A 23782-nucleotide genomic window follows, 5' to 3' on the forward strand; every position below is an offset into this window, starting at 1 on the left:
GCGAATGAGAATATTCGTATGCCCCTCTTCCTTCGTAACCCGTATTGTGTGATACAATACGCATTCCTGGAGCCGCCTTCGCTGGCCTACAGCCATCCTTCCGAAGCCTGATAGCAGCGCGAACCGCCCCTTCGAGTGTAAAGATTTAGTCAATTATGGAATCTGGCTAAACCATAATGATGTCTGGGTGTCTTAGTAGTCGTATCGCAATCGAGTGGATCCTTTATGCGTTACAGATTACTGCCCCCTACTGCATAAATGAGTTGATATGAAGCGTCCACAAGAATTCCGTTCGGCCCTGCTGCACCCGCGCTACTGGTTTACCTGGTTCGGCCTGGCCATTTTGTTCCTGCTGGTTCAACTGCCTTACCCGTTGCTGCACAAGCTCGGCGTATGGATGGGCCGCACCTCGATGCGTTTCCTGAAACGTCGCGTTGCCATTACCCGCCGTAACCTGGAGCTGTGTTTCCCGGATATGGACGAGGCGCAACGTGAGCGCAAAGTGATCGGCAATTTCGAATCCCTTGGCATGGGCCTGCTGGAAACCGGTATGGCCTGGTTCTGGTCAGATAAGCGTGTCAAACGCTGGTTCAACGTCTCCGGCATCAATCACCTGAAAATGGCGCAGCAGAATGAACGCGGCGTACTGGTGATTGGCGTGCACTTTATGTCGCTGGAACTGGGCGGCCGTGCTATGGGGCTGTGCCAGCCCATGATGGCGATGTACCGCCCGCACAACAATAAAGCGATGGAATGGGCACAGACCAAAGGCCGCATGCGCTCCAACAAGGCCATGCTCGATCGCAAAGACCTGCGCGGCATGGTGCATGCACTGAAGCGCGGTGAAGCCGTGTGGTTCGCTCCGGATCAAGACTATGGCCCACGTGGCAGCGTATTCGCGCCGTTATTCGCCGTCGATCAGGCCGCCACCACCAGCGGCACCTTTATGCTGGCGCGTATGGCCAAGCCGGCACTGGTTCCGGTGGTATTGATCCGCCGCGAGAAAGGCCGCGGCTATGACCTGTTGATCCAGCCTGCGCTGGAAGATTACCCGATAGGCGATGAACTTGCGGCGGCGGCCTATATGAACAAAGTGGTCGAGAAAGAGATCATGCGGGCGCCGGAGCAATACATGTGGCTGCATCGCCGCTTCAAAACCCGACCGATCGGCGCTCCCTCGCTGTACTGAGCCCAGATTCTGTTTCCCAGCCCGGCCAAAACGCCGGGCTTTTTTGTGCGTTGCGTTTAAAAAACCTGCTGCCGGTCCTTAGGCTTTGCTGTAACCTCTTTTTTTACCCGCACAGGAAAAGGAAACGATGAAAACTCACGTCCGCATTGCTCTGGTCGGTGACTACAAACCCCAGGCCGTATCTCACCAGGCTATCCCCGTCGCTCTCCAGCTCACCGCCGCACACCTTAACGTCGATATTCAATCCCACTGGCTGCCTACAGAAACCCTCACCGACACCTCGGTATTGCAGGATTATGATGCTATCTGGGTAGTACCCGGCAGCCCGTACAACCATGACGATGGCGTCTTTATGACCATTCGCCATGCACGCGAACAGAATATCCCCTTCCTCGGCTCCTGCGCTGGCTTCCAGTATGCGGTTGTGGAATACGCTCGTAACGTTATGGGCTGGCACGATGCCGGACATGCGGAAACCGACACCGGCGGCCGGTTGGTTATCGCTCCGTTGAGCTGTTCGCTGGTGGAAAAAAGCGGGGACATTATTTTACAGCCAGACACGCTGATCGCCCGCGCTTACGGCAAGCTGGAAACGCATGAAGGTTACCACTGCAATTTCGGCGTTAACCCGGATTTCGTTGCCGATCTGCAGCAACACCCGCTGATTATCAGTAGCCATGACCACGCAGGTGACGTGCGCTCGATAGAGCTGCCGGGGCACCGTTTTTACGCCGCTACGCTATTCCAGTCCGAACGTGCCGCGTTGCGCGATGAGCTGTCGCCGCTGGTGGTCGAGCTGATCAAGACCGCAGCACAAGTCTGAAACCCTCTAGCCCTCAGAAAATGAGGGCTACTATATAGCCCAACGCGTTGCCGCGAGAAAAGGCACTCACCAATAATTAAATGGTTAATCACCCCCGCTAATATCATTTCCATCTTATTAAAGTTAACTAAAACCTGTCTGATAACGGATTATTCATCTCAACTTAATTTTACCGTCATATAAAAGATCATTAATAGCGCCCCGCCGCCCCCCCTGTTTATCATTGCCTTCATAAGAATATTGTATAAATAATTCTTTATTATTTTTTAAGTTCAACACGTTGCGATCTGCCGAAGGTACCCCGGGAGGATAATCACAAGGAGAAACTCGCTGTATAAGTCTAACATCAACATAAAAACACAAAGAAAAAATCAAATATAAACAAATGGATACAAAAAACAAATAAGAGTTAGCTACCATCGTAATAATGATCATTAAAATATATTCGACCTGACGAACGGATTTCAAAAAAATGAAAATGAAATAATTGTATTTAAAATAAAAACATTTCACATTATTACATGTAACAATTAAAAAAAATTAATGTAAACCCAGGCCAATTCAATTTTCACCTTTTATAATATTCGGGTACTTAACGACTGCTAACTCTATTTAAGTCGATTAATTCCTAATTTATGGAGGTGGTTCCGTGTCCGCTTATTCTCTGACAACCGTGCAACAGGCTGTGTGGCTCGACCAATCTTTGAATCCCGAGATCCCATTGTATAACGTAGGGTGTTTATGGCATGTGGAACGGGAAATCTCACTCCCGTTGTTTAAAGAGGCTATCCGCCAAATCCAGCAACAACACGATGCGCTGCAAACCACCCTGAAAGAAGCACCTCAAGGCGTCATTCAGGAGCCGCTGTTCAAAAAACAAATTGAATTACATTACCATGATTTCTCAAAGGAAAATGATGCATTCAACCAGGCGAAAACACATTTGCGAAGCAAATTTATTCAGCCTTATCAGCTCTACGAAGATTTGCTTTGGCGCTGTCATGTCGCCAGAGTGAACGACACCACGACGCTGTGGTTGCTGGCGTCCCATCATCTGATTGCGGATGGCACCTCAATCTCTTTGTTAAGCCGCATGATCATGGATCGTTATAAGCAATTAAAAGCCGGAGAAGAAGGCCAGATCGGCGCCTCTTGTTACCAAAACTTCGTCGTCAGCGACCAGGCCTATCAGCAGTCATCACGTTATGAACGCGACCGCGACTGGTGGCTGCAACGCTTTGCCGCGGCCCCGTCTCCAATATTGGAGCGCCGTCAGAATTACTGCGAGCAGCAAACCTACCCTAGCAGCCAAGTTATCAAACGTCTGCCGCACGAGCGTTTTCTTCAACTGGAGCGCTATGCGGCCGAACGGGGTAGCTCGGCGATGCATTTCTTCACCGCCTTGATTGCCCTTTGGTTCGCCCGGATTTGGCAGATGGAGCACGTCATTTTGGGCGTTCCGGTTCACAACCGCAGCACCGCAGATCATAAGCAAACGCTGGGGATGTTCTCTTCCATGATCCCACTGCGTATCAACGTCGATCTGCAGCACTCCTTCGCCGACCTGCTGCGGCAAATTGGCGGCGAATTGCGGCAATGCTATCGCCATCAACGCTTCCCGATTGCCGAGCTTAACCGTCACTTAAATCTGCACCAACAAGGAAGGCGTCAGCTGTTTGATATCAGTTTTTCGCTGGAAGTTTTCCCTACCGATATCGAGCTGGAAGGCAGCCAGTTTAAGGTTGAGAATATGCACCATGGCCATGAACAATTGCCGCTGGGCATCTACCTGCGCCACTATCTTCCTGGCGAGGATCCCTTGCTGGAATTTAACCTCAATCAGGCTTGGTTCAGCCACGAGGATGGCGAGCGCATCGCCGCCCGCATCATAAGGTTACTCGACGAAGTGCTGGACGGAGATCCGGCACTGCCAGTGGGGAAACTGCCGCTGCTGCTGCCAAACGAACAGCAGCAGATTTTCCACCAATGGAATAATACGCATCAAGTCTGGGCGGACATGCCGCAGAGTTTGCATCAGTTTTTGGAACGGCAGGCAGAGTGCACACCGGACGCTCCGGCCCTCTGCTACGAACACCATTCGATCAGCTATCGTCAATTGAATCAGCAGGCCAACCGGTTTGCCGCGTTCCTGCGGCAGCAAGGTTTGCAACCGGATGATCGTATTGCGCTTTGCGTTGACCGTGGACCGGAAATGGTGATCGCCCTGTACGCCATTTTAAAAGCGGGCGCAGCTTATGTACCGCTCGATCCCGATTACCCGCAGGATCGCTTGCGCCATATGTTGCAAGATTGCGGCGCTAAATATGTGTTGATCGACGACGGCGGCGAACACGCATTGCACCCGCTCCGCGACATCACAGTGCCGCGTTTGCATCTGCAGCGCGACAGCCATCTTTGGCGGCACACGTCGGCGGACAACCTTGCGCCACTGGCTTCTGATCCGCAGCGCAGCCTGGCCTATGTCATTTATACTTCCGGTTCGACGGGGAAACCCAAAGGGGTGATGAATGAACACCGTGGGATCATCAATCGCCTGTTATGGATGCAACAAGCTTATCCGCTGACGCCGGAGGATGTGGTGTTGCAAAAAACGCCGTTCAGCTTCGACGTGTCAGTTTGGGAATTCTTCTGGCCGCTGATGGTTGGCGCCCGGCTAGCCATCGCCAAACCGGGTGGCCATCAGGATCCGGACTATCTGAGCGCCTGCATCGCAAAACACGGCGTCACCACGCTGCACTTTGTTCCCTCAATGCTGCAACTGTTTTTACGGCATGGCGACATGGCGCAGTGCAACGCCTTGCGGCGCATCATGTGCAGCGGCGAAGCTCTCCCGCTCGCCACGGTACAGCGCTGCCTGCGGCAATTGCCGCAGGCGGAACTGCACAACCTCTATGGCCCGACGGAGGCGGCTGTGGATGTTTCCAGCTGGCATTGTCGTCTCGATGACGAACGGGCACTGGTGCCGATCGGCAAGCCTATCACCAATACTCAGCTCTATATTCTGGACAATCAGTTGCAGCCACTGCCGCCCGGCGTCGCCGGTGAATTGCATATCGGCGGTATTCAGGTTGCCCGCGGCTACCTGAATCGACCGGAATTAAGCACGGAACGCTTCATTGCCGATCCTTTCAGCCGCGACCCTCAGGCGCGCCTGTATAAAACAGGTGACCTTGCGCGCTGGCTGGCGGATGGCAATATCGAATATCTGGGCAGGAACGATTTCCAGGTCAAGATCCATGGCGTACGCATTGAGTTGGGGGAAATTGAGCAGCAATTGAGACTATGCGCCGGCGTGGAAGACGCCGCGATCCTGGCAAAAGAAGACGCCCATGGCGGGAAACGCCTGGTGGCGTATGTCATCGCGCCGGATAAAGACGCGCACCCCACCGACTGGCGCCGCCAGTTGCAGCAACATTTGCCGGATTATATGGTGCCATCCAGTTATATCCGGCTGGAGGCATTCCCACTCTCCCCTAACGGCAAGCTGGATCGCAAAGCCCTGCCGGCCCCTACTCCGTTGCAGGATACGGTGCCTTATGAACCGCCGCAGACTCCGCAGGAGCGGCAGCTTGCCACATTTTGGGGAGAGCTGCTTGGCGCAGAACGCATCGGCCTGGATGACGACTTTTTCGCGCTCGGCGGCCATTCGCTGCACGCCATTCAGTTGCTGATCAAGCTGAAACGCAGCGGATATGCGCTGAGTATCAAAACGCTGTTTGCGCACCCCACCCTGCGTCGGCAAGCGCGCATCCTCACCGGGGGTGTTACCCCCGAAACAACGCTGGCGGCTCCCGCACCGCTGCAACAACTGCTGGCCAACCTGAACCAGGCCAGCTTTAATTTCAAGCAGATTAAACGTCTGAACCGCTCGCCCGGCGCCGACAACGTCTGGATGATTCATCCGGCCGTCACCGGCTGCGATGTTTATCGCGATCTGGCGAACTCTCTGGAGAAGGATTTCAATGTCTTCGGGGTCAACAATTACAACCTGTTCCAGCAACCGCACATCACTTCACTGCGCGAACTGGCATCGTACTATCTCGGCCATATGCGGCTGTCGCCCTCTCATCCCGTACGCTTGTTAGGTTGGTCTCTGGGAGGGCTGATTGCGCTGGAAATGGCCGCCCAGCTTGAGAGCCTAGGCTACCGCGACATTCAGCTGTTCTTACTCGATACGTTTTACCGAACACAGTTCCAAATCCGCAGTGAACCCGGCATGTTGGCGCCGATGCTGGCAATGTTGGGCATCGATGGCGAGGCGGCCGACAGAGCGCTGAAGGCGGAACCGACGGAGCTGGCGCTGGCGAAACAAACGCTCAGCGCACCGCTGCAGCATGCGCGGATCATCCTGTTCAAGGCCACCGAGGATACAAACCTGGACCTCGCAGATATCGGCGATGAACGGGAATTACTGGCGATCGCCGACAACGGCCTTTCGGCGATTAGTCGGCATCTGCACGTGCATCCACTGGCCTGCAACCATAACTCCATTATCTCCAGCCATGATGAGATTGGCCGCGCCTTGCGCGAATCTACTTGTTCACCGATGATGCTCGACGACATTCATTGATATGACAGGTCTGCGGCGCTCGTCGCCGCAGACCTCCATCGACAGACTTACCACATTAACTGCCCAATCAACGGCGCAGCGATCACCGTGATAACCCCCGCCAACATCATCACCAGGCTGGAAACCACGCCTTCTTCCTGTCCCATTTCATAGGCTTTCGCCGTGCCGGCACCGTGCGACGACGCCCCCAGCCCGGCGCCTTTGGCCAGGCTGCTGCGCACCGCCAGCCGCAGAAACAGAATGTCCCCCACCGCCATGCCGAATACTCCGGTAATCACCACGAACAGCGCCACTAAATCCGGCTGGCCACCCATCTGTTTGGCGGCCTCCAGCGCAAACGGCGTGGTGATGGAACGCACCGCCAGGCTGCGTTGTACCTCTTCCGGCAACGTTAGCAGCCGCGCCAGCCATACCGAGCTGTAAACCGCCACTAAAACCGCCGTCAATACCCCGGCGCTGAGCGACAGCCAGTGGCGGCGGATAATATGCAAATTTTCATAAACCGGCACCGCAAACGCGATGGTCGCCGGCCCCAACAACCACAGCAACCAGTGCGTTTCACCGATGTAATCCTGATACGATATATGCGTCACCACCAGCAGCAGCACCAGGATCATGGGAGTCAGCACCAACGGCATCAGCAGCAGAGTGCGATGACGACGGTAGAGCTTCTTATTGGCGAAGTACAACGCCAGCGTAGCCAGAAAGCAGGCCAGGCTAAGGATAAAATCATTCATCGCGCTGTTTCCGTCTCTGCAGCCAAACCTCTAGGCGGTATACCCGATCGACCACCAGCCCGGTTGCGCCGAGCGTCAGCATGGTACTGATCGCAATCACCAAAAAAATCTTCCAGCCTTCCACCATCAGCAACTGGGCATAGTTGACCACCGCCACCACCGCCGGGACAAAAAATAGCAGCATCTCTGCCAGCAGCCAGCGTGAACCGGCCCTGACCCAGCTCAACGGTAAAATCCTCAGCAGGATCAGCGCCAGCAGCATCAGCATGCCGACAATGTTGGCGGGCAGCGGCAGATGAAATTGCTTTACCAACCGGTCGGCAATCAGAAACAGCACCGCGTACAAAACAACCTGCACCGGCACCTGCAGGCGGGTCAACAGAGAGGGGGTTGCACGGCGTAACGCCAATGACATGGAAGATAACCTCAAAAAAATTCAAGGTTTGCAGTATACGCGGCCAGGAAACCTTGCCTGAAATGAATTAAAATCATCAATATCATGCCATCAGGGAATAGTTTCCTGCCGGTATTGCCCTGAGGAGAGCCCAACGTGGATGTCCGCACCCTGCGTTACTTCGTGGAAGTCGTGCGCCAGCAAAGCTTTACCCGCGCGGCGGAGAAACTGTTCGTCACCCAGCCGACCATCAGCAAAATGCTGCGGCATCTGGAAGAAGAGTTGGAGTGTACGCTGCTGATCCGCGAAGGACGCAAGCTGCACCTGACCGACAGCGGCCAGGCAGTATACCAGCGTGGGCTGGCGATCCTGGATGAGTTCCGCCAACTGGAGGCCGAACTGGAAGACATCAGTTCGGTGAAAAAAGGCGTGTTGCGGCTGGGTATCCCGCCAATGGTTGGCCGGCAGATAGCCGATTTGATCCGCCAGTTTCGCCAGACCTATCCTGGCATAGAGCTGAAAATTTCCGAGCTGGGCGGGTTATCGGTCGAGCAGGCGGTGATGTCCGGCGAACTGGATCTGGCGATGACGATATTGCCCGTCGACCTGGATCAACCGCTGACCTTCTTGCCGCTGCTGAGTCATCCGATGTGCGTGGTTGTGCCGCGTACGCCGCACTGGCTTAACCGCACCAGCATCGATATCACCGAATTGGCCAACTGGCCGATCCTGATTTATAACGAGGATTTCTCGTTGTACAAAATGCTGATGAAGGCGTTCCGCCTGGCCGGTTTTGAACCGCAGATTGCCGTACGCAGCGGGCAGTGGGATTTTCTGGCATCGATGGTGCAGGCCGGGGTCGGCATCGCTACCCTGCCGGAGCCGGTTTGCCAGTGGCTGGATAAAGAAAACCTGATCTGGCTGCCGCTGGAACCGAAGATGGAATGGCGTGTAGGGCTAATCTGGCGCCAGGGCAACTACCTGTCGCACGGCGCCCAGGCCTGGATCGCCTGCTGCCGCGACTACTGGCCGCCGGTCAAATAACTAGGGCCGCGTCTGCGGCCCTGTTGGCATTACCCTTCGCGCTCTATCAGCAGCGCTTCCAGCAGGTCGAGATCGTGCAACAGCTTTTGCAGCGTCTCGTTGCTGATTTTCTGCGTTGCGCGCAGGTGATACAGCTCCCCACGCTCGGCGCGAAGCGCGGTCAGGCGGAAGCGTCGCTCGAGGTTCTCCAGCATCAGCGCATTTTCGATATCGTCTTTGGTGGTGATGCGCCGCCGCAACGTGCCCACGACCCGTGAACTGATCTCTTTCAGCACCTGCGGGTCGATGTTTTCTTCTACATCGACGGCCAGGCGTTCTTCCATCTTGTTGATGCTTTCGATCGCCACTTCCGCCGCCATGGCAATCGCCATCCGCTCCTCGCTCTTGCTGGCGCTCTTGTCCGCCACCACTACGCCGCGCAGCAGCAACGGCAATGCCAGCACGCCGACGATCAGTGAAAGCAGGATCACGCCGGCAGCGATAAACACCAACTGATAGCGCGCCGGGAAGGCGGTGCCGTCACTTAGCAGCAGCGGAATCGACAGCACGCCGGCCAGCGTGATTGCCCCGCGCACCCCAGCGAACGACGCTATCCAAAGCTCACGCGTACTGTAATCGCCAAACTGCAGCGGCCGTTTTTTCATAAAGCGTCGGCTGGCGTTTTTCATCAGCCACAACCAGGTAAAGCGCAACAACAACAACGCTGCGTAGATAATCGCCACGTCGGCGAACAGGTACCAGGTCTGAATGGTCGGATCCAGCTCTGCCTGCAGGATTGAGGTTTCCAGGATCCCCGGCAGTTGCAGGCCCAACATGATGAACACCATGCCGTTAAACACGAACTCCAGCATCGCCCAGACGCTATTGGCACGCAGGCGCATCGCCAATGGCGCATTGCGGATCACGCCGGACTGGCTGATGGTCATCCCCGCGGCAACCGCGGCCAGAATGCCGGAGACGCCGATGTGTTCGGCAATCAGATAAGAAGCGAACGGCAACAGCAGCAGGAACACGATTTGCGTGGCCGGATCATCGCCGCTCCAGCGGCTCATCATCCGCAGCGATTTGCTGTAACACCAGGTGACAGCCACACCGGCCAGCAGACCGCCGATAGCGACCTTGAGAAATTCCAGAGTGGCACCGCCCACGGTAAACACCATGGTGCCCATCGCCACCGCGATGGCGAACTTGAGTGAAACCAGGCCGGACGCATCGTTCATCAGCGCCTCGCCTTCCAGCACGCCCATGATCGGTTTCGGAATGCGCCCTTTGCCGACAATGCCGCCCAGCGCCACGGCGTCCGTTGGCGACAGCACCGCCGCCAGCGCAAACGCCGCCACCAGCGGTATGCCCGGCACCATGGCGTAAATCAGGTAACCGATACCGACCACGGTAAGCAACACCAGCACCAGCGCCAGCCCCAAAATTTCACGGCCGTGATGCAGAAATTCACGCGTTGGGGTTTTCCAACCGTCGGCAAACAGCAGCGGCGGGATAAACAGCACCAGGAACAGTTCGGGGTCAAAGTCGACATGCAGCCCGAAATGCGGCCACGCCAGCAGAGCCCCGATGGCAATTTGCATTAACGGCAGCGGTATCTGGAACGGCAACATACGTGTCACCACCCCGGACAGGGAAACCACCAGGATCAAAATGAGGATTGTAAAAAATATTTCCATGCTTTCCTTAGACTCTCGGGTTCAGACTACATCTCTGATATATACCCCGATAGTAGATCACTTTTTTTACAGCGATTAAAGCTTGTTGTGCCTTTCAAAACGCAGCACAGAAAGAAGAAGACTTTTCTGAAGGGGGAATGCAGTCAGACTTTCCCCCACCCAACGGGAGGGGGAAACACAGAAGATTAAATCGCCCAGCCACCGGCGTAGAACGCCACCAGTGCGACGGCGATCAGCACGGTACCGATATTCAGCCTGCGCCATTCACCGGAGCAAATGCGGCCAATCACCAGCGAGCTGAAGCCCAGCATGATACCGGTGACGATGTTACAGGTCAGCACGATAAACACCGCGCACAGCAGGCCGGACATGGCGTCGACAAAGTCGTTGAAGTCCAGCTTGGTGACGTTGCTCAACATCAGCAGGCCGACGTACATCAGCGCCGGTGCGGTAGCGTAAATCGGCACCAGATAAGACAGCGGCGACAGGAACAGGATCAGCAGGAACAGCAGGCCGACCACGGTTGCGGTCAGGCCGGTTTTACCGCCCGCTGCGGTGCCCGCTGCGGATTCGATATAGACCGCCGCCGGGGCTGCGCCCACCAGGCCGGAGAAAATGCTGCTCAGGGAATCCGAAGTCAGCGCCTTGCCGCCGTTGATGATCTGCCCGTCCTTATCCAGCAGGTTGGCCTGGCCGGCCACCGCGCGAATGGTGCCGGTAGCGTCAAACACTGCGGTCATCACCAGTGCCAGCACGCTCGGCAACACCACAGGTTGCAACGCACCCATAATATCCAGGCTGAAGATCAACGAATGACCATTGGCGTCCGCCAGGCTTGGCATGGCGAACAGCCCCTGATATTTCACCGCTGGGTCAAACAGCAGGCCAATCACCGAAATGGCGATGATCACCAGCAGAATACCGCCGGGCACACGCAGTTTTTCCAACCCGAAAATCACCGCCAGGCCAAGCAACGTCATCACCACCGGGAAAGAGGTGAATGCGCCCAGCGCCACCGGCAGGCCATCCAGCGGGTTCTTCACTACCAGACCCACGCCGTTGGCGGCGATCAGCAGCAGGAACAGACCGATGCCGATACCGGTACCGTGCGCCACGCCCATCGGCAGATTGCGCAAGATCCAGGAACGGATGCCGGTTATCGAGATAATGGTGAACAGCACGCCCATCAGGAATACCGCGCCCAGCGCCACCGGAATGCTGATGTGCTGGCCCAGCACCAGACTGAAAGCGGTGAAGGCGGTCAGGGAAATCGCACAACCGATGGCCATCGGCAGATTAGCCCATAACCCCATCAGCAATGAACCGAGGCCGGCGACCAGGCAGGTGGCAACAAACACCGCCGTTGGCGGAAAGCCCGCTTTACCCAACATGCTCGGCACCACGATCACCGAGTAAACCATCGCCAGGAAGGTGGTTAATCCCGCCACCACTTCCTGACGCACGGAGCTGCCGCGTGCGGAAATATTAAAATAGCCATCAAGCCCGCCTTTTGGTTTAACGGCGTTGTTCGCTTGAGAATTCGACATGTTGCTGTCCCCTGTGTTTCATTGCCAGCCCGTTTCAAAAGGCTTGTTATTCCGCCCGCGCATGTTCATTACGGAATCTTTTCCATCACGTTGGCTTCCCTGCCCTTCGGCCGCGCCGCCCGTTGGCGCCGCGTAAAAAGGCAAACGTTTAACTCTCATCGCGTGATGCGGGTGATTAATGGTGGTTTATTCAAGGCAAACGATTATCCGGCCTTCCATACCCTCTGATCAACCAAAGATCGCGGCAATTCATGCAGAAAAGCGTCGAGATCAATCATTATCGAAAAGGCGAGATTTGTCACATAGGTAAATCCGATGGGGCGCCCCCGGCTCAGGGGGCAAAAACCGGTTACTGAGCCTGTGCGGCTTTTTCATCCATGTACATCAGTTCCCAGATGTGGCCGTCCAAATCCTGGAAACCGTGGCCGTACATAAAACCGTAATCCTGCGGCTGATTATAGGTATTGCCGCCGGCGGCAATCGCCTTGCGCACCAGGCTGTCCACCGCCGCCCGGCTGGGCTGCGACAGGCAAACCAGCACTTCGGTCGCCCTCCTGGCATCGCCAATCGGGTTCGGGGTGAACATTTTGAATTTATCGTGAGTCAGCAACATCACATAAATGGTCTCGCTGACCACCATGCAGGCGGCGGTATCATCGGTAAACTGCTGATTAAAGCTGAAACCCAACTGGGTGAAAAACTCGGTGGATGCGGGCAAGTTGTCCACCGGCAGGTTAACAAAAATTTGCGTAGCCATAGGCTATCTCCGAACAGACGTTAACCCGTCAAGTATAGATCATGCCCTCAGCTCAGCAATTCATAAGGGCCGCCCTGCTCCAGCGCCCGCTGGTAGGCTGGCCGGGAATGAATACGCTGCAGATAACCGCGCAGCTTCGGGCAATTGTCCAGCGAACCGCGCGCCGCCATCGCTTCCAGCGGAAAGCTCATCTGGATATCCGCCGCGCTGAATTCATTGCCGACAAACCAGGTGCTTTTGCTCAGGTGCTGCTCAAGATAATCGCGATGCGTAGCGATCTGTTTGTCCAGATACTCCCGCTGAACCCCTTTGCCAATCGCCCCTGCTACCGGCCGCAACAGCCAGGGGACCGGCGATTGACCCAGGCGGCTGAACACCAGCTTCATGACCTGCAGCGGCATCAGCGATCCTTCCGCATAATGCAGCCAGTAACGGTATTGTTGGCGAGCATGATGGTCAGTCGGGATAAACAATCCCTGGGCATCGTAGGCTTCTTGCAAATATTCGATAATGGCGCCGGATTCCGCCAGGGTCAGATCGCCATCGACAATCACCGGGGATTTGCCCAACGGGTGGATCTTTTTCAACTCCGGCGGCGCCAGCAGGGTTTGCGGGTCGCGCTGGTAACGCTGCACCTGGTACGGCACACCCAGCTCCTCCAGAAACCACAGGATGCGCTGCGAGCGTGAATTATTCAGATGGTGCACGATAATCATGAAATTTCTCCAATCCGTTGCCAAATCAGTTCGCCAGTCTGCACGCCGTCACCGATTTGCAGCGGCACGGCGCGCAACGTCAGTCGATCGTCAGTGAAGCGGTAAAAGCGGATCTGATGGCGGCCGACAAATGCATTGATGTCATTGCGCCTCCCCTTTAAGAATCACCTTTAAAGGGTAGTGGCGATTATTCCAGCACGCCAGCGCTCTAAATTAAGTCAATTTATTTGAATCAGATAATCAAAACTCTCCGATTTTCTCTTTGCACATGCAAGTCTATTATTCAGCACATCGAGAGGATACAAGCTCTCACCTGAAAAATACCCTGAGGATTGAATCATGAAGAACATCAAAATTTTTGCTACTGCCGTACTGCTGACTACCGCCTCTTTCGCTTCCGTTGCCGCTGACCAGCCTTCCAGCCAACCTGCGGCCGACGCTCAGAAAATCGGTGTCATCTCCGTTGCCGGCGCCTCTAACCTGAGCGCACTGGAAACCGAACTGGCTAACAAGGCCGCAGCATCAGGCGCCAGCGCTTACCGCATCATCTCCGCCGGTGGCCAGAACAAACTGCACGGCACCGCTGAAATTTTCAACTGATCGTCAGACAGCCCACTGACGGAAGAAAGAAGCCCCGCGAGGGGCTTTTCTCGTTTCTAGCGCGCATCAAAACGCGTAGCCAGCTTCTGCAGGCGAAATTGCTCGGTGATGTAATCGACAAACACCCGGGTTTTGCTGGGCAGGAATTTGGTAGTGGGAAAGTAAAGATAGACGCTGCCGCGATCGACATACCAGGCTGGCAACACCCGCAATAAGCGACCACTTTCCAGATAAGGCAAGGCACTTGGCATGGAGATCAACGCAATGCCCAGCCCCATTTCCGCCGCTCGCGCCGCCGCCTCCGGCTCATTCACCGTCATGTTAATGGTCATCAATGGCGCCCGCTGTTCGTTATCCGCATTGCGCAGCGGCAGGTTGCGAATGCGCCCGGTTTGCGGCGAGCGGATAAAAATTCCCGCGTGATTCGCCAGCTGTTCCGGCTGGCTCAAAAGCGGATGACGCCGCAGATAATCCGCCGAGGCTACCAATACCCCGTGAGCCGGCGCCAATTCACGCGCAATCATCCCCTGCGCCAGTTCGATGCCGCCGCCAATTGCGGCATCGAAGTGCTCGCCAATCATATCCACTTTGCGATTGTCAAAATGCCAGTCTGGCACGATCGCCGGATAACGAGACAAAAACGCCGGCAACAGAGGCATCACAAAATGCAGACCGAAGGCGGTGCCCATGCTGACCTTTAGCGTACCTGCCGCTATAGAGCCGCTGCTGTTCACCCCTTTCAGCGCGCACTGGATCGACTGCAAACCGCCGCTCACCTCCTGAAGAAAACGTTCCCCCTCTTCGGTCAGGATCAGCTTGCGCGTGTTGCGCTGGAATAACCGTACGCCCACCAGCGTCTCCAGCTTGGTGACATTTTTCCCCACCGCCGCAGAGCTGATGCCCAGTTTGCGGCCGGCAGCGGAAAAACTGCCGTTTTCCGCGCTGCTGACAAAACATTCCAGATGGCCGAGCATGGCTTTCCTCTGTTGATTTCAAACCAATGGTTTAAGCTGATTATAGCGCTTTGTGGCTAGTGGCCACGTTGCGTTTCTCCGATACTGGTCCGGTAGATTTTTTAACCTTACCCACTCTGGAGAAACATCATGTCAGTAACCCTCTCTCTGCAAGGCAAAGTCGCATTCGTTCAGGGCGGCTCACGCGGTATCGGCGCCGCCATCGTCAAACGGCTGGCGCGTGATGGTGCCGCGGTGGCATTCACCTACGTAGCTTCCGCCGATCGGGCCGATGCCGTGGTGAGTGAAATCACCGCCGCCGGCGGCAAGGCTATCGCCATCAAAGCCGACAGCGCCGACGCCGCCGCAGTACAGCAGGCGGTACGCCAGGCGGTGAACAGCTTCGGCAATCTGGACATTCTGGTGAACAACGCCGGGGTGTTTACGTTGGGCAGCACCGAAGAACTGGCGCTGGAAGATCTGGACCGTATGCTCGCGGTGAACGTACGCAGCGTCTTTGTTGCCAGCCAGGAAGCTGCACGCCATATGAACGACGGTGGCCGCATCATTCACATCGGCAGCACCAACGCCGAGCGAGTGCCCTTTGGCGGCGCCGCAGTTTACGCGATGAGCAAATCCGCGCTGGTCGGCCTGACCAAGGGCATGGCGCGCGATCTCGGCTCGCGCGGCATCACCGTCAACAATGTGCAGCCCGGCCCGGTGGATACCGAGATGAACCCGGACGACGGCGATTTCGCCGAGCAGTTGAAACAGCTGATAGCCATCGGTCGCTACGGTAAAGATGAGGAGATCGCCAGCTTTGTCACCTACCTGGCCGGCCCGCAAGCGGGTTATATCACCGGTGCCAGTCTGAGCATCGACGGCGGCTTCTCGGCTTAAGGTTGGCAGAAAAGCAAAAAGCCCCGAAAAGGGGCTTTTTTATTGGCTTCAGACAGCCTGATATCAGAAAGGAATATCGTCGTCGAAGTCCATTGGCGGTTCGTTGCTGCTGGCTGCCGGCGCGTTGTTCTGCGCTGGGCGCGCCTGCTGGCCGCCGCTGAACTGGTTGCCGCCCTGTGGTTGCTGAGGCTGGCCCCAACCGCCCTGGCCGCCTGCTGCCTGACCACCGCCTGCAGGTGCGCCGCCGCCTTGACGGCCGCCCAGCATCTGCATGGTGCCGCCAACGTTAACCACAACTTCGGTGGTGTATTTTTCTACGCCAGCCTGATCGGTCCATTTACGGGTCTGCAGGGCACCTTCGATATACACCTGGGAACCTTTACGCAGATACTCGCCCGCAACTTCAGCCAGCTTGCCGAACAACACAACGCGGTGCCACTCGGTTTTTTCTTTCTGCTCGCCAGTCGCCTTGTCACGCCAGCTTTCGGAGGTCGCCAGGGTAATGTTGGCCACTGCGCCGCCATTCGGCATGTAACGGACTTCCGGGTCTTGGCCCAGATTCCCGACCAGAATTACTTTGTTTACGCCTCTGCTGGCCATGAGAACTCTCCTGATGATTGATTTTTACACAGTATAAACGAGTAAGTTTAACACGCTCAGCCTGAAACGACACCCGTGTTGATAACTGCGTATTGTATTCCAGAATTGTCCTTTCGAACGACCTTGTTGCATTCGTATACTGGATATTCATTCAGGTTTTTTTGTGTCATAATTATGCGTTTCGTACTGGCTGTGCCGGTTTTTTGCGCGGTTGATCACAAAATCACCCGCACTAAACCCAGACAGGCGCGGTGTATCATCAAGACGGGAAGTGTAAATGGACAATATCGAAGTTCGTGGTGCTCGAACCCATAATCTCAAAAACATCAACCTGATTATCCCGCGTGACAAGCTGATCGTCGTCACCGGTTTGTCCGGTTCAGGCAAGTCCTCGCTGGCTTTTGATACGCTGTATGCCGAAGGGCAGCGCCGCTACGTCGAGTCGCTCTCCGCCTATGCACGCCAGTTTCTTTCGCTGATGGAAAAACCGGACGTCGACCATATTGAAGGTCTGTCGCCGGCGATTTCCATCGAGCAGAAATCCACCTCGCATAACCCGCGATCCACGGTCGGCACCATCACCGAGATCCACGATTACCTGCGCCTGCTGTTCGCCCGCGTCGGCGAACCGCGCTGCCCGGATCACCATGTGGAACTGGCGGCGCAAACCGTCAGCCAAATGGTGGACAACGTGCTCGGCCAGCCGGAAGGCAAACGCCTGATGCTGCTGGCGCCGGTGGTGAAAGACCGCAAGGGCGAGCACACCAAAACGCTGGAAAACCTGGCGACCCAGGGCTATATCCGTGCGCGCATCGACGGCGAAGTCTGTGACCTCTCCGATCCGCCGAAGCTCGAGCTGCAGAAGAAGCACACCATTGAAGTGGTGGTCGATCGCTTCAAGGTGCGTGAAGATCTGGCGCAGCGCCTGGCGGAATCGTTCGAAACCGCGCTGGAACTGTCCGGCGGCACGGCGGTAGTGGCCGACATGGACGACGAAAAAGCGGATGAGCTGCTGTTCTCCGCCAACTTCGCCTGCCCAATCTGCGGCTACAGCATGCGCGAGCTGGAACCGCGCCTGTTCTCGTTCAACAACCCGGCCGGCGCCTGCCCGACCTGTGACGGCCTGGGCGTGCAGCAGTTCTTCGATCCGGAACGCGTGGTGCAGAACCCCGAGCTTTCGCTGGCCGGCGGTGCAATCCGCGGTTGGGATCGCCGCAACTTCTATTACTTCCAGATGCTGCGTTCGCTGTCGGAACATTATGCCTTCGACGTCGAAGCGCCGTTCAACTCCCTGGATGCCAACGTGCAGAAAGCGGTGCTCAGCGGTTCCGGCAAAGAATCGATCGAGTTCAAATACATTAACGATCGCGGTGACACCACCGTGCGCCGCCACCCGTTCGAAGGCGTGCTGCACAACATGGAACGCCGCTATAAAGAGACGGAATCCAGCGCGGTGCGCGAAGAGCTGGCGAAGTTTATCAGCAACCGCCCTTGCGCCTCCTGTCACGGCACCCGCCTGCGCGAAGAAGCGCGCAACGTGTTTGTCGAAGACACCACGCTGCCGGAAATCTCCGATCTGAGCATCGGCCACGCCATGACCTTCTTCCAGAACATGAAGCTCAGCGGCCAGCGCGCCCAGATCGCCGAAAAAGTCCTGAAAGAGATTGGCGACCGCCTGAAATTCCTGGTGAACGTCGGGCTTAACTACCTGTCGCTGTCGCGCTCGGCGGAAACCCTGTCCGGCGGTGAAGCACAGCGTATTCGCCTGGCCAGCCAGATCGGCGCCGGCCTGGTGGGCGTAATGTACGTTCTTGATGAGCCGTCGATCGGCCTGCACCAGCGTGACAACGAACGCCTGCTGGAAACCCTGATCCACCTGCGTAACCTGGGTAACACGGTGATCGTGGTGGAGCATGACGAAGACGCCATCCGCGCCGCCGATCACGTGATCGACATCGGCCCCGGCGCCGGCGTGCATGGCGGCCAGGTGGTGGCGGAAGGCACCGTCGAAGACATCATGGCGCAGCCTGAGTCGCTGACCGGCCAGTTCCTCAGCGGCAAACGCGAGATTGCCATTCCTGAGCAGCGCGTACCGGCCGATCCGACCAAGGTATTGAAGCTGAGCGGCGCGCGCGGCAACAACCTGAAAGACGTGACGCTGACGTTGCCGGTGGGGCTGTTTACCTGTATTACCGGGGTCTCCGGCTCAGGCAAATCCACGTTGATCAACGACACGCTGTTCCCGATCGCCCAACGCCAGCTCAACGGCGCCACCATTGCCGAACCTGCGCCGTTCCGCGAAGTGACCGGCCTCGAACATTTCGACAAAGTGATCGACATCGATCAAAGCCCGATCGGCCGAACCCCACGCTCCAACCCGGCCACTTACACCGGCATCTTCACCCCGGTGCGCGAACTGTTCGCCGGCGTGCCGGAGTCGCGCAGCCGCGGCTATAACCCGGGCCGCTTCAGCTTCAACGTCAAGGGCGGGCGCTGTGAGGCCTGTCAGGGCGACGGCGTGATCAAGGTGGAAATGCACTTCCTGCCGGATATCTACGTGCCTTGCGACCAGTGCAAAGGCAAGCGCTATAACCGTGAGACGCTGGAAGTGAAGTACAAAGGCAAAAGCATCCACGAAGTGCTGGAGATGACCATCGAAGAAGCGCGCGATTTCTTCGACGTGGTGCCTGCGCTGGCGCGCAAGCTGCAAACGCTGATGGACGTCGGCCTGTCCTACATTCGCCTCGGCCAGTCGGCGACCACGCTGTCCGGCGGTGAGGCGCAACGCGTCAAGCTGGCGCGCGAGCTGTCTAAACGCGGTACCGGCCAGACGCTGTATATCCTTGATGAACCGACCACCGGCCTGCACTTCGCCGATATCCAGCAACTGCTGGCGGTGTTGCATCAGTTGCGCGATCAGGGCAACACCATCGTGGTGATTGAGCACAACCTGGACGTGATTAAAACGGCGGACTGGATTGTCGACCTGGGGCCGGAAGGCGGCAGCGGCGGCGGTGAGATCCTGGTCTCCGGCACGCCGGAAACCGTGGCCAACTGCGAAGCTTCGCATACCGCACGCTTCCTCAAGCCGTTACTGAAAATGAAGAAATAACCTTTCTTGTCAGCGGGCCGTTTTGCGGCCCGCCATTTTATCCGTTCTGCCCAAATTAAAGAGAAACAGGCAAGATTTAGACATTTTCAGGCATTTCCCTCCCTGCTCGCCCCTTTTATCATCAATGTTCCCTCTGCGCCGCCTGTATGACCTGGGCCGCGTCTCACCGGCACTCTGCCGCCGGAAAGCATTCTCCCCCCATTCACTGATGACTGGAGTTACCATGAACATTACGCATGCCTATGCCGCGCATGACGCGAAGTCAGCGCTCGTTCCTTTCGATTACACACCGCGCGCCCTGCGCGACCACGATGTGCAAATCGAGGTTCTGTTCTGTGGCGTTTGCCATTCGGATCTGCACCAGGCCCGCAACGAATGGAACAACTCGATTTTCCCGGTAGTGCCCGGCCATGAAATTGTTGGCCGCGTGACCGCCGTCGGTAGCCACGTATCCCGCCATCAGGTTGGCGATCTGGTCGGTGTCGGCTGCATGGTCGATTCCTGTCGCAGCTGCCCGAGCTGTGACGAAGGGCTGGAGCAATACTGTGAAAACGGTTTTACCGGCACCTATAACGGCCAGGATCGGCAAACCGGCGCCATCACCTACGGCGGCTACTCAACCGCGATGGTGGTGGATCAGGACTTTGTGCTGCGGGTGCCGGCAAACCTCGACCCGGCCGGCGTCGCGCCGCTGCTTTGCGCCGGTATCACCACCTATTCGCCACTGCGCCAATGGGGTGCCGGGCCGGGCAAGAAAGTCGGTATCGTCGGTCTCGGCGGGCTGGGGCATATGGGGGTCAAGCTGGCGCGAGCAATGGGCGCTCATGTGGTGCTGTTCACCACGTCGGCTTCCAAAGTTGAAGACGCCAAACGCCTCGGCGCTCATGAGGTGGTGATCTCTCGCAACCCGGAAGAAATGGCGCAGCACACCAACAGCTTCGATTTTATTCTCAACACGGTAGCCGCCCAGCACGATCTGAACCCGTTCCTCAACCTGCTGCGACGTGATGGCACCTTGACGCTGGTCGGCGCCCCGGAACATGACCACCCGTCACCGCAGGTGTTCAACCTGATCATGAAACGCCGCCGCCTCGCCGGTTCGCTGATCGGTGGCATTGCAGAAACCCAGGAGATGCTGGATTTCTGCGGCCAGCACGGCATTACTTCGGATATCGAACTGATCCCGATGCAGCAAATCAACGAAGCCTATGAGCGCATGCTGAAAAGCGACGTGAAATACCGTTTCGTGGTGGATATCAACTCTCTGCGAGCATAATGCTACGGGCGCCTGCTGCGGCGCCCGTTTTTTGCTATAGCTGTTTAATCACCCGTGCCGGATTGCCGCCGACCACGCAGTTGGCCGGCACGTCTTTGGTGACGACCGCCCCGGACGCCACCACCACGTTATCTCCCAGAGTAACGCCGGGGTTAATGACCGCCCTGCCGCCGATCCAGACATTATTGCCAATGCTTACCGGTTTGCCGAACTCCGCACCGCCGACGCGGGTTGGCGCATCCAGCGGATGGGTAGCGGTGTAAATATGCACACCCGGCGCCAACAGGCAGTTATCGCCAATATGCACTTCGCACACATCCAGGATTACGCAGTCAAAATTGGCGTAAAAATTCTTCCCCAGATAGATGTTATAACCGTAATCGCAGCGGAACGTCGGTTCGATGGTTCCCCCCTGATACCGGCCCAACAGCGCCGTCAGCCACTCTTTACGCAGGGCGCCCTCGTCCGGGGATGAATGGTTGTAATGGTGCACCAGCTGACGTGCGCGCTTGCGTTCGCTGCGCAGCAGCTCGTCACCGGCGTCGTACAGTTCGCCGGCAATCATCTTGCGTTTTTCTTCACTCATGGCCATCTCACGGCATCCTTTGGTCTCGAGGTTCATCGATTAAAAAGCCTAGTCGTTCCTGGCGCCCAATAAAACGGGAACGTTCCCATTCTCGAATCGCGATCACAATTTAAAGAGAAAAAAGGGAGACAACGGAACGGAAAAGGCAGGCCGCCACGCCTGCCCTGCCGGTTAAGCGCGCAGTTCCTGCCGCACGTGGTCGGGTAACCCTTCCAGCACCAGCTGATATGAACTGTCGATCAGGGTGTAAAATTGCGAGTTCGGCAGGTTGCCGTCGAGAAACACCGTATTCCAGTGTGCCTTGTTCAGACCAGCGCAGGCGACGATCTCCGGGTGATGCTCGCGCAGGCTTTCCGCCAACTCCGGGCTTGATTTCACCGCCAGCGCTGGCCGGCCCTGTACCTCGCACACCATGGCGAACATCACGTCGCCGACCTTGATCTGGCTGGCCTGCCACTGGTTTTGGTCGCTTTGTTCCGCGCCCGGCTTCGCCATGCAGTATTCCAGCAATGCGGTGTTATTCATTGGGTTACTCCCCCTGTAAAGTGGCCACAATACGGCGTGAACCGCCGTGGATGCGGTGCTCCCCCAGCCAAATTCCCTGCCATGTGCCCAACATCAGCCGCCCGTGGCCGACGGGCAGCATCAAAGATGCGCCCAGCAGCGAGGATTTGATGTGTGCCGGCATGTCGTCCAGCCCCTCGTAGTCGTGCTGATAGGGTGCGTTCTCGGGTACCTGACGCAGGAAATGCTGCTCCATATCGGCTCGCACCGTGGGATCGCAGTTCTCGTTGAGCGTCAGCGAGGCCGAGGTATGCTGCAACAACAGATGCAGCAGGCCAGTTTGCAGGCGGTGTAAGTGGGTTAACTGGTCAGTAATCTCTTCGGTAACCAGATGAAAACCACGCGCTTTTGCGCTGAGGATAAGCGTTTGCTGATGCCACATGAGTGAGCGCCCCTCAATCAGTATATTCTCTATCCGGTTTGCGGCAACTTTGGCGGCAAACCGACAACAAAAAAGGAGCGATATCGCTATCGCTCCTTTGCGAACTTCAGTTCACCCTAACAGTTTTTACTGCACTGCGGCAAACGCCTCAGCCACCTGATGCACGTTGTTGTGGTTCAGGCCGGCCATGCAAACGCGCCCGCTGTGGATCAGGTACACGCCGAACTCTTCACGCAGGCGATCAACCTGCGCCGCGCTGAAACCGGTGTAGCTGAACATGCCGCGCTGCTGCAGCAGGTAATCGAAGTTACGCTGCGGCAACGCGATTTTCAGCGCCTCTACCAGCGTTTTGCGCATCTCAAGGATGCGGGTGCGCATGGTTTCCACTTCCGCCAGCCACTGGGCCTTCAACTGCGTATCGTTCAGCACCTTCGCCACCACCTGCGCACCGAAGTTCGGTGGGCTGGAGTAATTGCGACGTACGGTGGCCTTCAATTGCCCCAGCACGCGCCCGGCCGCTTCTTCGCTTTCGCACACTACCGACAGGCCGCCGACGCGTTCGCCATACAGCGAGAAGATTTTCGAGAACGAATTGCTCACCAGGCACGGCAGACCGGCTGCGGCGATAGTGCGGATAGCGTAAGCATCTTCGGTAATGCCACCGCCAAAGCCCTGATAGGCGATGTCGAGGAAAGGGATCAGCTCACGTTCGGCGATCACCTTGACCACCTCGTCCCACTGGGCATTGGTCAGGTCAGAACCGGTCGGGTTGTGGCAGCACGGATGCAGCAGCGCGATGCTGTGTTTCGGCAGCTGTTTCAACGCGCTCAACATGGCGTCAAACTTCACGCCCAGGCTTTCGCCATCAAAGTACGGATAGGTGTTCACTTTGAAACCGGCGCCGCCGAAGATGGCAATATGGTTTTCCCAGGTAGGATCGCTGACCCACACCTGTGAATCCGGGAAGTAGCTTTTCAGGAAATCGGCACCCACTTTCAGCGCGCCGGAACCGCCTACGGTCTGAATGGTGGCGATGCGTCCCTGCTGCAGCATCGGGTGCTCAGCACCGAACAGCAGGTGCTGAATGGCGGTACGGTAAGGCAGCAGACCTTCCATCGGCAGATACACCGACGCGCCCTGATCCACGCTGTTCAACTGCGCTTCCGCTGCGGCAACCGCCTTCATCTGCGGGATAATCCCCCGCTCGTCATAGTAAAGACCGATACTCAGGTTAACCTTGTGCGCACGCGTGTCTTTTTTGAATTTTTCCATCAGCGACAAGATAGGATCGCCTGCATAGGCATCAACGTTCTGGAACACGGGGTCGTTCTC

Annotated in this window: 21 protein-coding genes; 9 read left to right on the forward strand and 12 right to left on the reverse strand. The window is 56.8% G+C overall.

The genetic code is table 11. The features are described from left to right. Window positions 1-268: 268 nt before the first annotated feature. The 3 genes from lpxP to SERAS12_RS22625 all read left to right on the forward strand — a co-directional run bounded on the left by lpxP (window position 269) and on the right by SERAS12_RS22625 (window position 6603). A complete protein-coding gene (gene lpxP / locus SERAS12_RS22615) occupies window positions 269-1189 on the forward strand; it encodes a kdo(2)-lipid IV(A) palmitoleoyltransferase (RefSeq protein ID WP_004948702.1) in 921 nt (306 codons plus the stop codon). Window positions 1190-1316: 127 nt separating this feature from the next. Continuing rightward, a complete protein-coding gene (locus tag SERAS12_RS22620; protein ID WP_013814721.1) occupies window positions 1317-2012 on the forward strand; it encodes a CTP synthase in 696 nt (231 codons plus the stop codon). Between the two features lie 649 nt (window positions 2013-2661). Continuing rightward, complete coding sequence (locus SERAS12_RS22625) at window positions 2662-6603, forward strand: non-ribosomal peptide synthetase (protein ID WP_013814722.1); 3942 nt, start codon at window positions 2662-2664, stop codon at window positions 6601-6603. Between the two features lie 47 nt (window positions 6604-6650). On the opposite strand, the gene SERAS12_RS22630 is transcribed toward SERAS12_RS22625, so the two are convergent. Together SERAS12_RS22630 and SERAS12_RS22635 are read right to left on the reverse strand one after the other, a co-directional pair. After that, window positions 6651-7340 carry an LrgB family protein gene (locus SERAS12_RS22630; RefSeq protein WP_013814723.1) on the reverse strand — a complete coding sequence of 230 codons (690 nt, stop codon included), beginning with the start codon at window positions 7338-7340 and terminating at the stop codon, window positions 6651-6653. Then, window positions 7333-7755, reverse strand: coding sequence for a CidA/LrgA family protein (locus SERAS12_RS22635; RefSeq protein ID WP_013814724.1), 423 nt, complete (start codon window positions 7753-7755; stop codon window positions 7333-7335). Before SERAS12_RS22635 ends, SERAS12_RS22630 begins: the two co-directional genes overlap by 8 nt. 135 nt (window positions 7756-7890) lie before the next feature. On the opposite strand from SERAS12_RS22635, the gene SERAS12_RS22640 reads away from it, so the two are divergent. Next, window positions 7891-8778: a LysR family transcriptional regulator gene (locus SERAS12_RS22640; RefSeq protein ID WP_013814725.1), complete on the forward strand. Its 888-nt coding sequence runs from the start codon at window positions 7891-7893 to the stop codon at window positions 8776-8778. A gap of 29 nt (window positions 8779-8807) precedes the next feature. On the opposite strand, the gene SERAS12_RS22645 is transcribed toward SERAS12_RS22640, so the two are convergent. From SERAS12_RS22645 to SERAS12_RS22660, 4 genes are all read right to left on the reverse strand, one after another. Then, window positions 8808-10457 carry a Na+/H+ antiporter gene (locus SERAS12_RS22645; RefSeq protein ID WP_013814726.1) on the reverse strand — a complete coding sequence of 550 codons (1650 nt, stop codon included), beginning with the start codon at window positions 10455-10457 and terminating at the stop codon, window positions 8808-8810. A 185-nt stretch (window positions 10458-10642) separates the two neighbouring features. Further along, window positions 10643-12004 carry an NCS2 family permease gene (locus SERAS12_RS22650; RefSeq protein ID WP_013814727.1) on the reverse strand — a complete coding sequence of 454 codons (1362 nt, stop codon included), beginning with the start codon at window positions 12002-12004 and terminating at the stop codon, window positions 10643-10645. 349 nt (window positions 12005-12353) lie between these two features. Then, window positions 12354-12761 (reverse strand): VOC family protein, encoded by a 408-nt coding sequence (locus SERAS12_RS22655; RefSeq protein WP_013814728.1) that lies wholly within the window; start codon window positions 12759-12761, stop codon window positions 12354-12356. 47 nt (window positions 12762-12808) lie between these two features. Beyond that, entirely contained in the window at window positions 12809-13477 is a 669-nt protein-coding gene (locus SERAS12_RS22660) for a glutathione S-transferase family protein (RefSeq protein ID WP_013814729.1), read from the reverse strand. Window positions 13478-13494: 17 nt separating this feature from the next. Here SERAS12_RS22660 and SERAS12_RS26715 point away from each other — a divergent pair, with 17 nt between their 5' ends. Continuing rightward, window positions 13495-13638: a hypothetical protein gene (locus tag SERAS12_RS26715; protein WP_275426053.1), complete on the forward strand. Its 144-nt coding sequence runs from the start codon at window positions 13495-13497 to the stop codon at window positions 13636-13638. A gap of 178 nt (window positions 13639-13816) precedes the next feature. Next, window positions 13817-14077, forward strand: a complete 261-nt coding sequence (locus SERAS12_RS22665) for a YdgH/BhsA/McbA-like domain containing protein (protein ID WP_013814730.1) — start codon at window positions 13817-13819, stop codon at window positions 14075-14077. 56 nt (window positions 14078-14133) lie between these two features. On the opposite strand, the gene SERAS12_RS22670 is transcribed toward SERAS12_RS22665, so the two are convergent. Beyond that, window positions 14134-15051, reverse strand: a complete 918-nt coding sequence (locus SERAS12_RS22670) for a LysR family transcriptional regulator (protein WP_013814731.1) — start codon at window positions 15049-15051, stop codon at window positions 14134-14136. A 129-nt stretch (window positions 15052-15180) separates the two neighbouring features. On the opposite strand from SERAS12_RS22670, the gene SERAS12_RS22675 reads away from it, so the two are divergent. Then, a complete protein-coding gene (locus tag SERAS12_RS22675) occupies window positions 15181-15930 on the forward strand; it encodes a 3-oxoacyl-ACP reductase family protein (protein WP_013814732.1) in 750 nt (249 codons plus the stop codon). A gap of 63 nt (window positions 15931-15993) precedes the next feature. On the opposite strand, the gene ssb1 is transcribed toward SERAS12_RS22675, so the two are convergent. Beyond that, window positions 15994-16530: a single-stranded DNA-binding protein SSB1 gene (gene ssb1, locus SERAS12_RS22680; RefSeq protein WP_006317814.1), complete on the reverse strand. Its 537-nt coding sequence runs from the start codon at window positions 16528-16530 to the stop codon at window positions 15994-15996. A 277-nt stretch (window positions 16531-16807) separates the two neighbouring features. Between ssb1 and uvrA the strand changes: the two genes are divergently transcribed. Beyond that, on the forward strand, window positions 16808-19642 hold the full coding sequence (uvrA, locus tag SERAS12_RS22685) for an excinuclease ABC subunit UvrA (RefSeq protein WP_013814733.1): 2835 nt from the start codon (window positions 16808-16810) through the stop codon (window positions 19640-19642). Window positions 19643-19865: 223 nt separating this feature from the next. Next, complete coding sequence (locus SERAS12_RS22695) at window positions 19866-20918, forward strand: NAD(P)-dependent alcohol dehydrogenase (protein WP_013814734.1); 1053 nt, start codon at window positions 19866-19868, stop codon at window positions 20916-20918. Window positions 20919-20952: 34 nt separating this feature from the next. Here the strand turns inward: SERAS12_RS22695 and maa are convergent, their stop codons facing one another. From maa to SERAS12_RS22715, 4 genes are all read right to left on the reverse strand, one after another. After that, the gene (gene maa / locus SERAS12_RS22700; RefSeq protein WP_013814735.1) at window positions 20953-21510 is read right to left on the reverse strand and encodes a maltose O-acetyltransferase; all 558 of its coding nucleotides are present in this window, start codon (window positions 21508-21510) and stop codon (window positions 20953-20955) included. 165 nt (window positions 21511-21675) lie between these two features. Then, the gene (locus SERAS12_RS22705) at window positions 21676-22029 is read right to left on the reverse strand and encodes an MmcQ/YjbR family DNA-binding protein (protein ID WP_004948738.1); all 354 of its coding nucleotides are present in this window, start codon (window positions 22027-22029) and stop codon (window positions 21676-21678) included. Window positions 22030-22033: 4 nt separating this feature from the next. After that, a complete protein-coding gene (locus tag SERAS12_RS22710) occupies window positions 22034-22450 on the reverse strand; it encodes a secondary thiamine-phosphate synthase enzyme YjbQ (RefSeq protein ID WP_004948741.1) in 417 nt (138 codons plus the stop codon). Between the two features lie 126 nt (window positions 22451-22576). Then, window positions 22577-23770, reverse strand: a complete 1194-nt coding sequence (locus SERAS12_RS22715; protein WP_013814736.1) for an amino acid aminotransferase — start codon at window positions 23768-23770, stop codon at window positions 22577-22579. Between the last annotated feature and the right edge of the window lie 12 nt (window positions 23771-23782).

Origin of the sequence: Serratia sp. AS12 (assembly GCF_000214195.1) — a bacterium.
Classification (GTDB): Bacteria; Pseudomonadota; Gammaproteobacteria; order Enterobacterales; family Enterobacteriaceae; genus Serratia; species Serratia plymuthica.

Bases quoted from the DNA above. Each gene is read 5' to 3' on its own strand.
- lpxP (WP_004948702.1), top strand. From the start codon at position 269: ATGAAGCGTCCACAAGAATTCCGTTCGGCCCTGCTGCACCCGCGCTAC.
- SERAS12_RS22620 (WP_013814721.1), top strand. From the start codon at position 1,317: ATGAAAACTCACGTCCGCATTGCTCTGGTCGGTGACTACAAACCCCAG.
- SERAS12_RS22630 (WP_013814723.1), bottom strand. From the start codon at position 7,340: ATGAATGATTTTATCCTTAGCCTGGCCTGCTTTCTGGCTACGCTGGCG.
- SERAS12_RS22635 (WP_013814724.1), bottom strand. From the start codon at position 7,755: ATGTCATTGGCGTTACGCCGTGCAACCCCCTCTCTGTTGACCCGCCTG.
- SERAS12_RS22645 (WP_013814726.1), bottom strand. From the start codon at position 10,457: ATGGAAATATTTTTTACAATCCTCATTTTGATCCTGGTGGTTTCCCTG.
- SERAS12_RS22650 (WP_013814727.1), bottom strand. From the start codon at position 12,004: ATGTCGAATTCTCAAGCGAACAACGCCGTTAAACCAAAAGGCGGGCTT.
- SERAS12_RS22655 (WP_013814728.1), bottom strand. From the start codon at position 12,761: ATGGCTACGCAAATTTTTGTTAACCTGCCGGTGGACAACTTGCCCGCA.
- SERAS12_RS22660 (WP_013814729.1), bottom strand. From the start codon at position 13,477: ATGATTATCGTGCACCATCTGAATAATTCACGCTCGCAGCGCATCCTG.
- SERAS12_RS22665 (WP_013814730.1), top strand. From the start codon at position 13,817: ATGAAGAACATCAAAATTTTTGCTACTGCCGTACTGCTGACTACCGCC.
- SERAS12_RS22670 (WP_013814731.1), bottom strand. From the start codon at position 15,051: ATGCTCGGCCATCTGGAATGTTTTGTCAGCAGCGCGGAAAACGGCAGT.
- SERAS12_RS22675 (WP_013814732.1), top strand. From the start codon at position 15,181: ATGTCAGTAACCCTCTCTCTGCAAGGCAAAGTCGCATTCGTTCAGGGC.
- ssb1 (WP_006317814.1), bottom strand. From the start codon at position 16,530: ATGGCCAGCAGAGGCGTAAACAAAGTAATTCTGGTCGGGAATCTGGGC.
- uvrA (WP_013814733.1), top strand. From the start codon at position 16,808: ATGGACAATATCGAAGTTCGTGGTGCTCGAACCCATAATCTCAAAAAC.
- SERAS12_RS22695 (WP_013814734.1), top strand. From the start codon at position 19,866: ATGAACATTACGCATGCCTATGCCGCGCATGACGCGAAGTCAGCGCTC.
- maa (WP_013814735.1), bottom strand. From the start codon at position 21,510: ATGGCCATGAGTGAAGAAAAACGCAAGATGATTGCCGGCGAACTGTAC.
- SERAS12_RS22705 (WP_004948738.1), bottom strand. From the start codon at position 22,029: ATGAATAACACCGCATTGCTGGAATACTGCATGGCGAAGCCGGGCGCG.
- SERAS12_RS22710 (WP_004948741.1), bottom strand. From the start codon at position 22,450: ATGTGGCATCAGCAAACGCTTATCCTCAGCGCAAAAGCGCGTGGTTTT.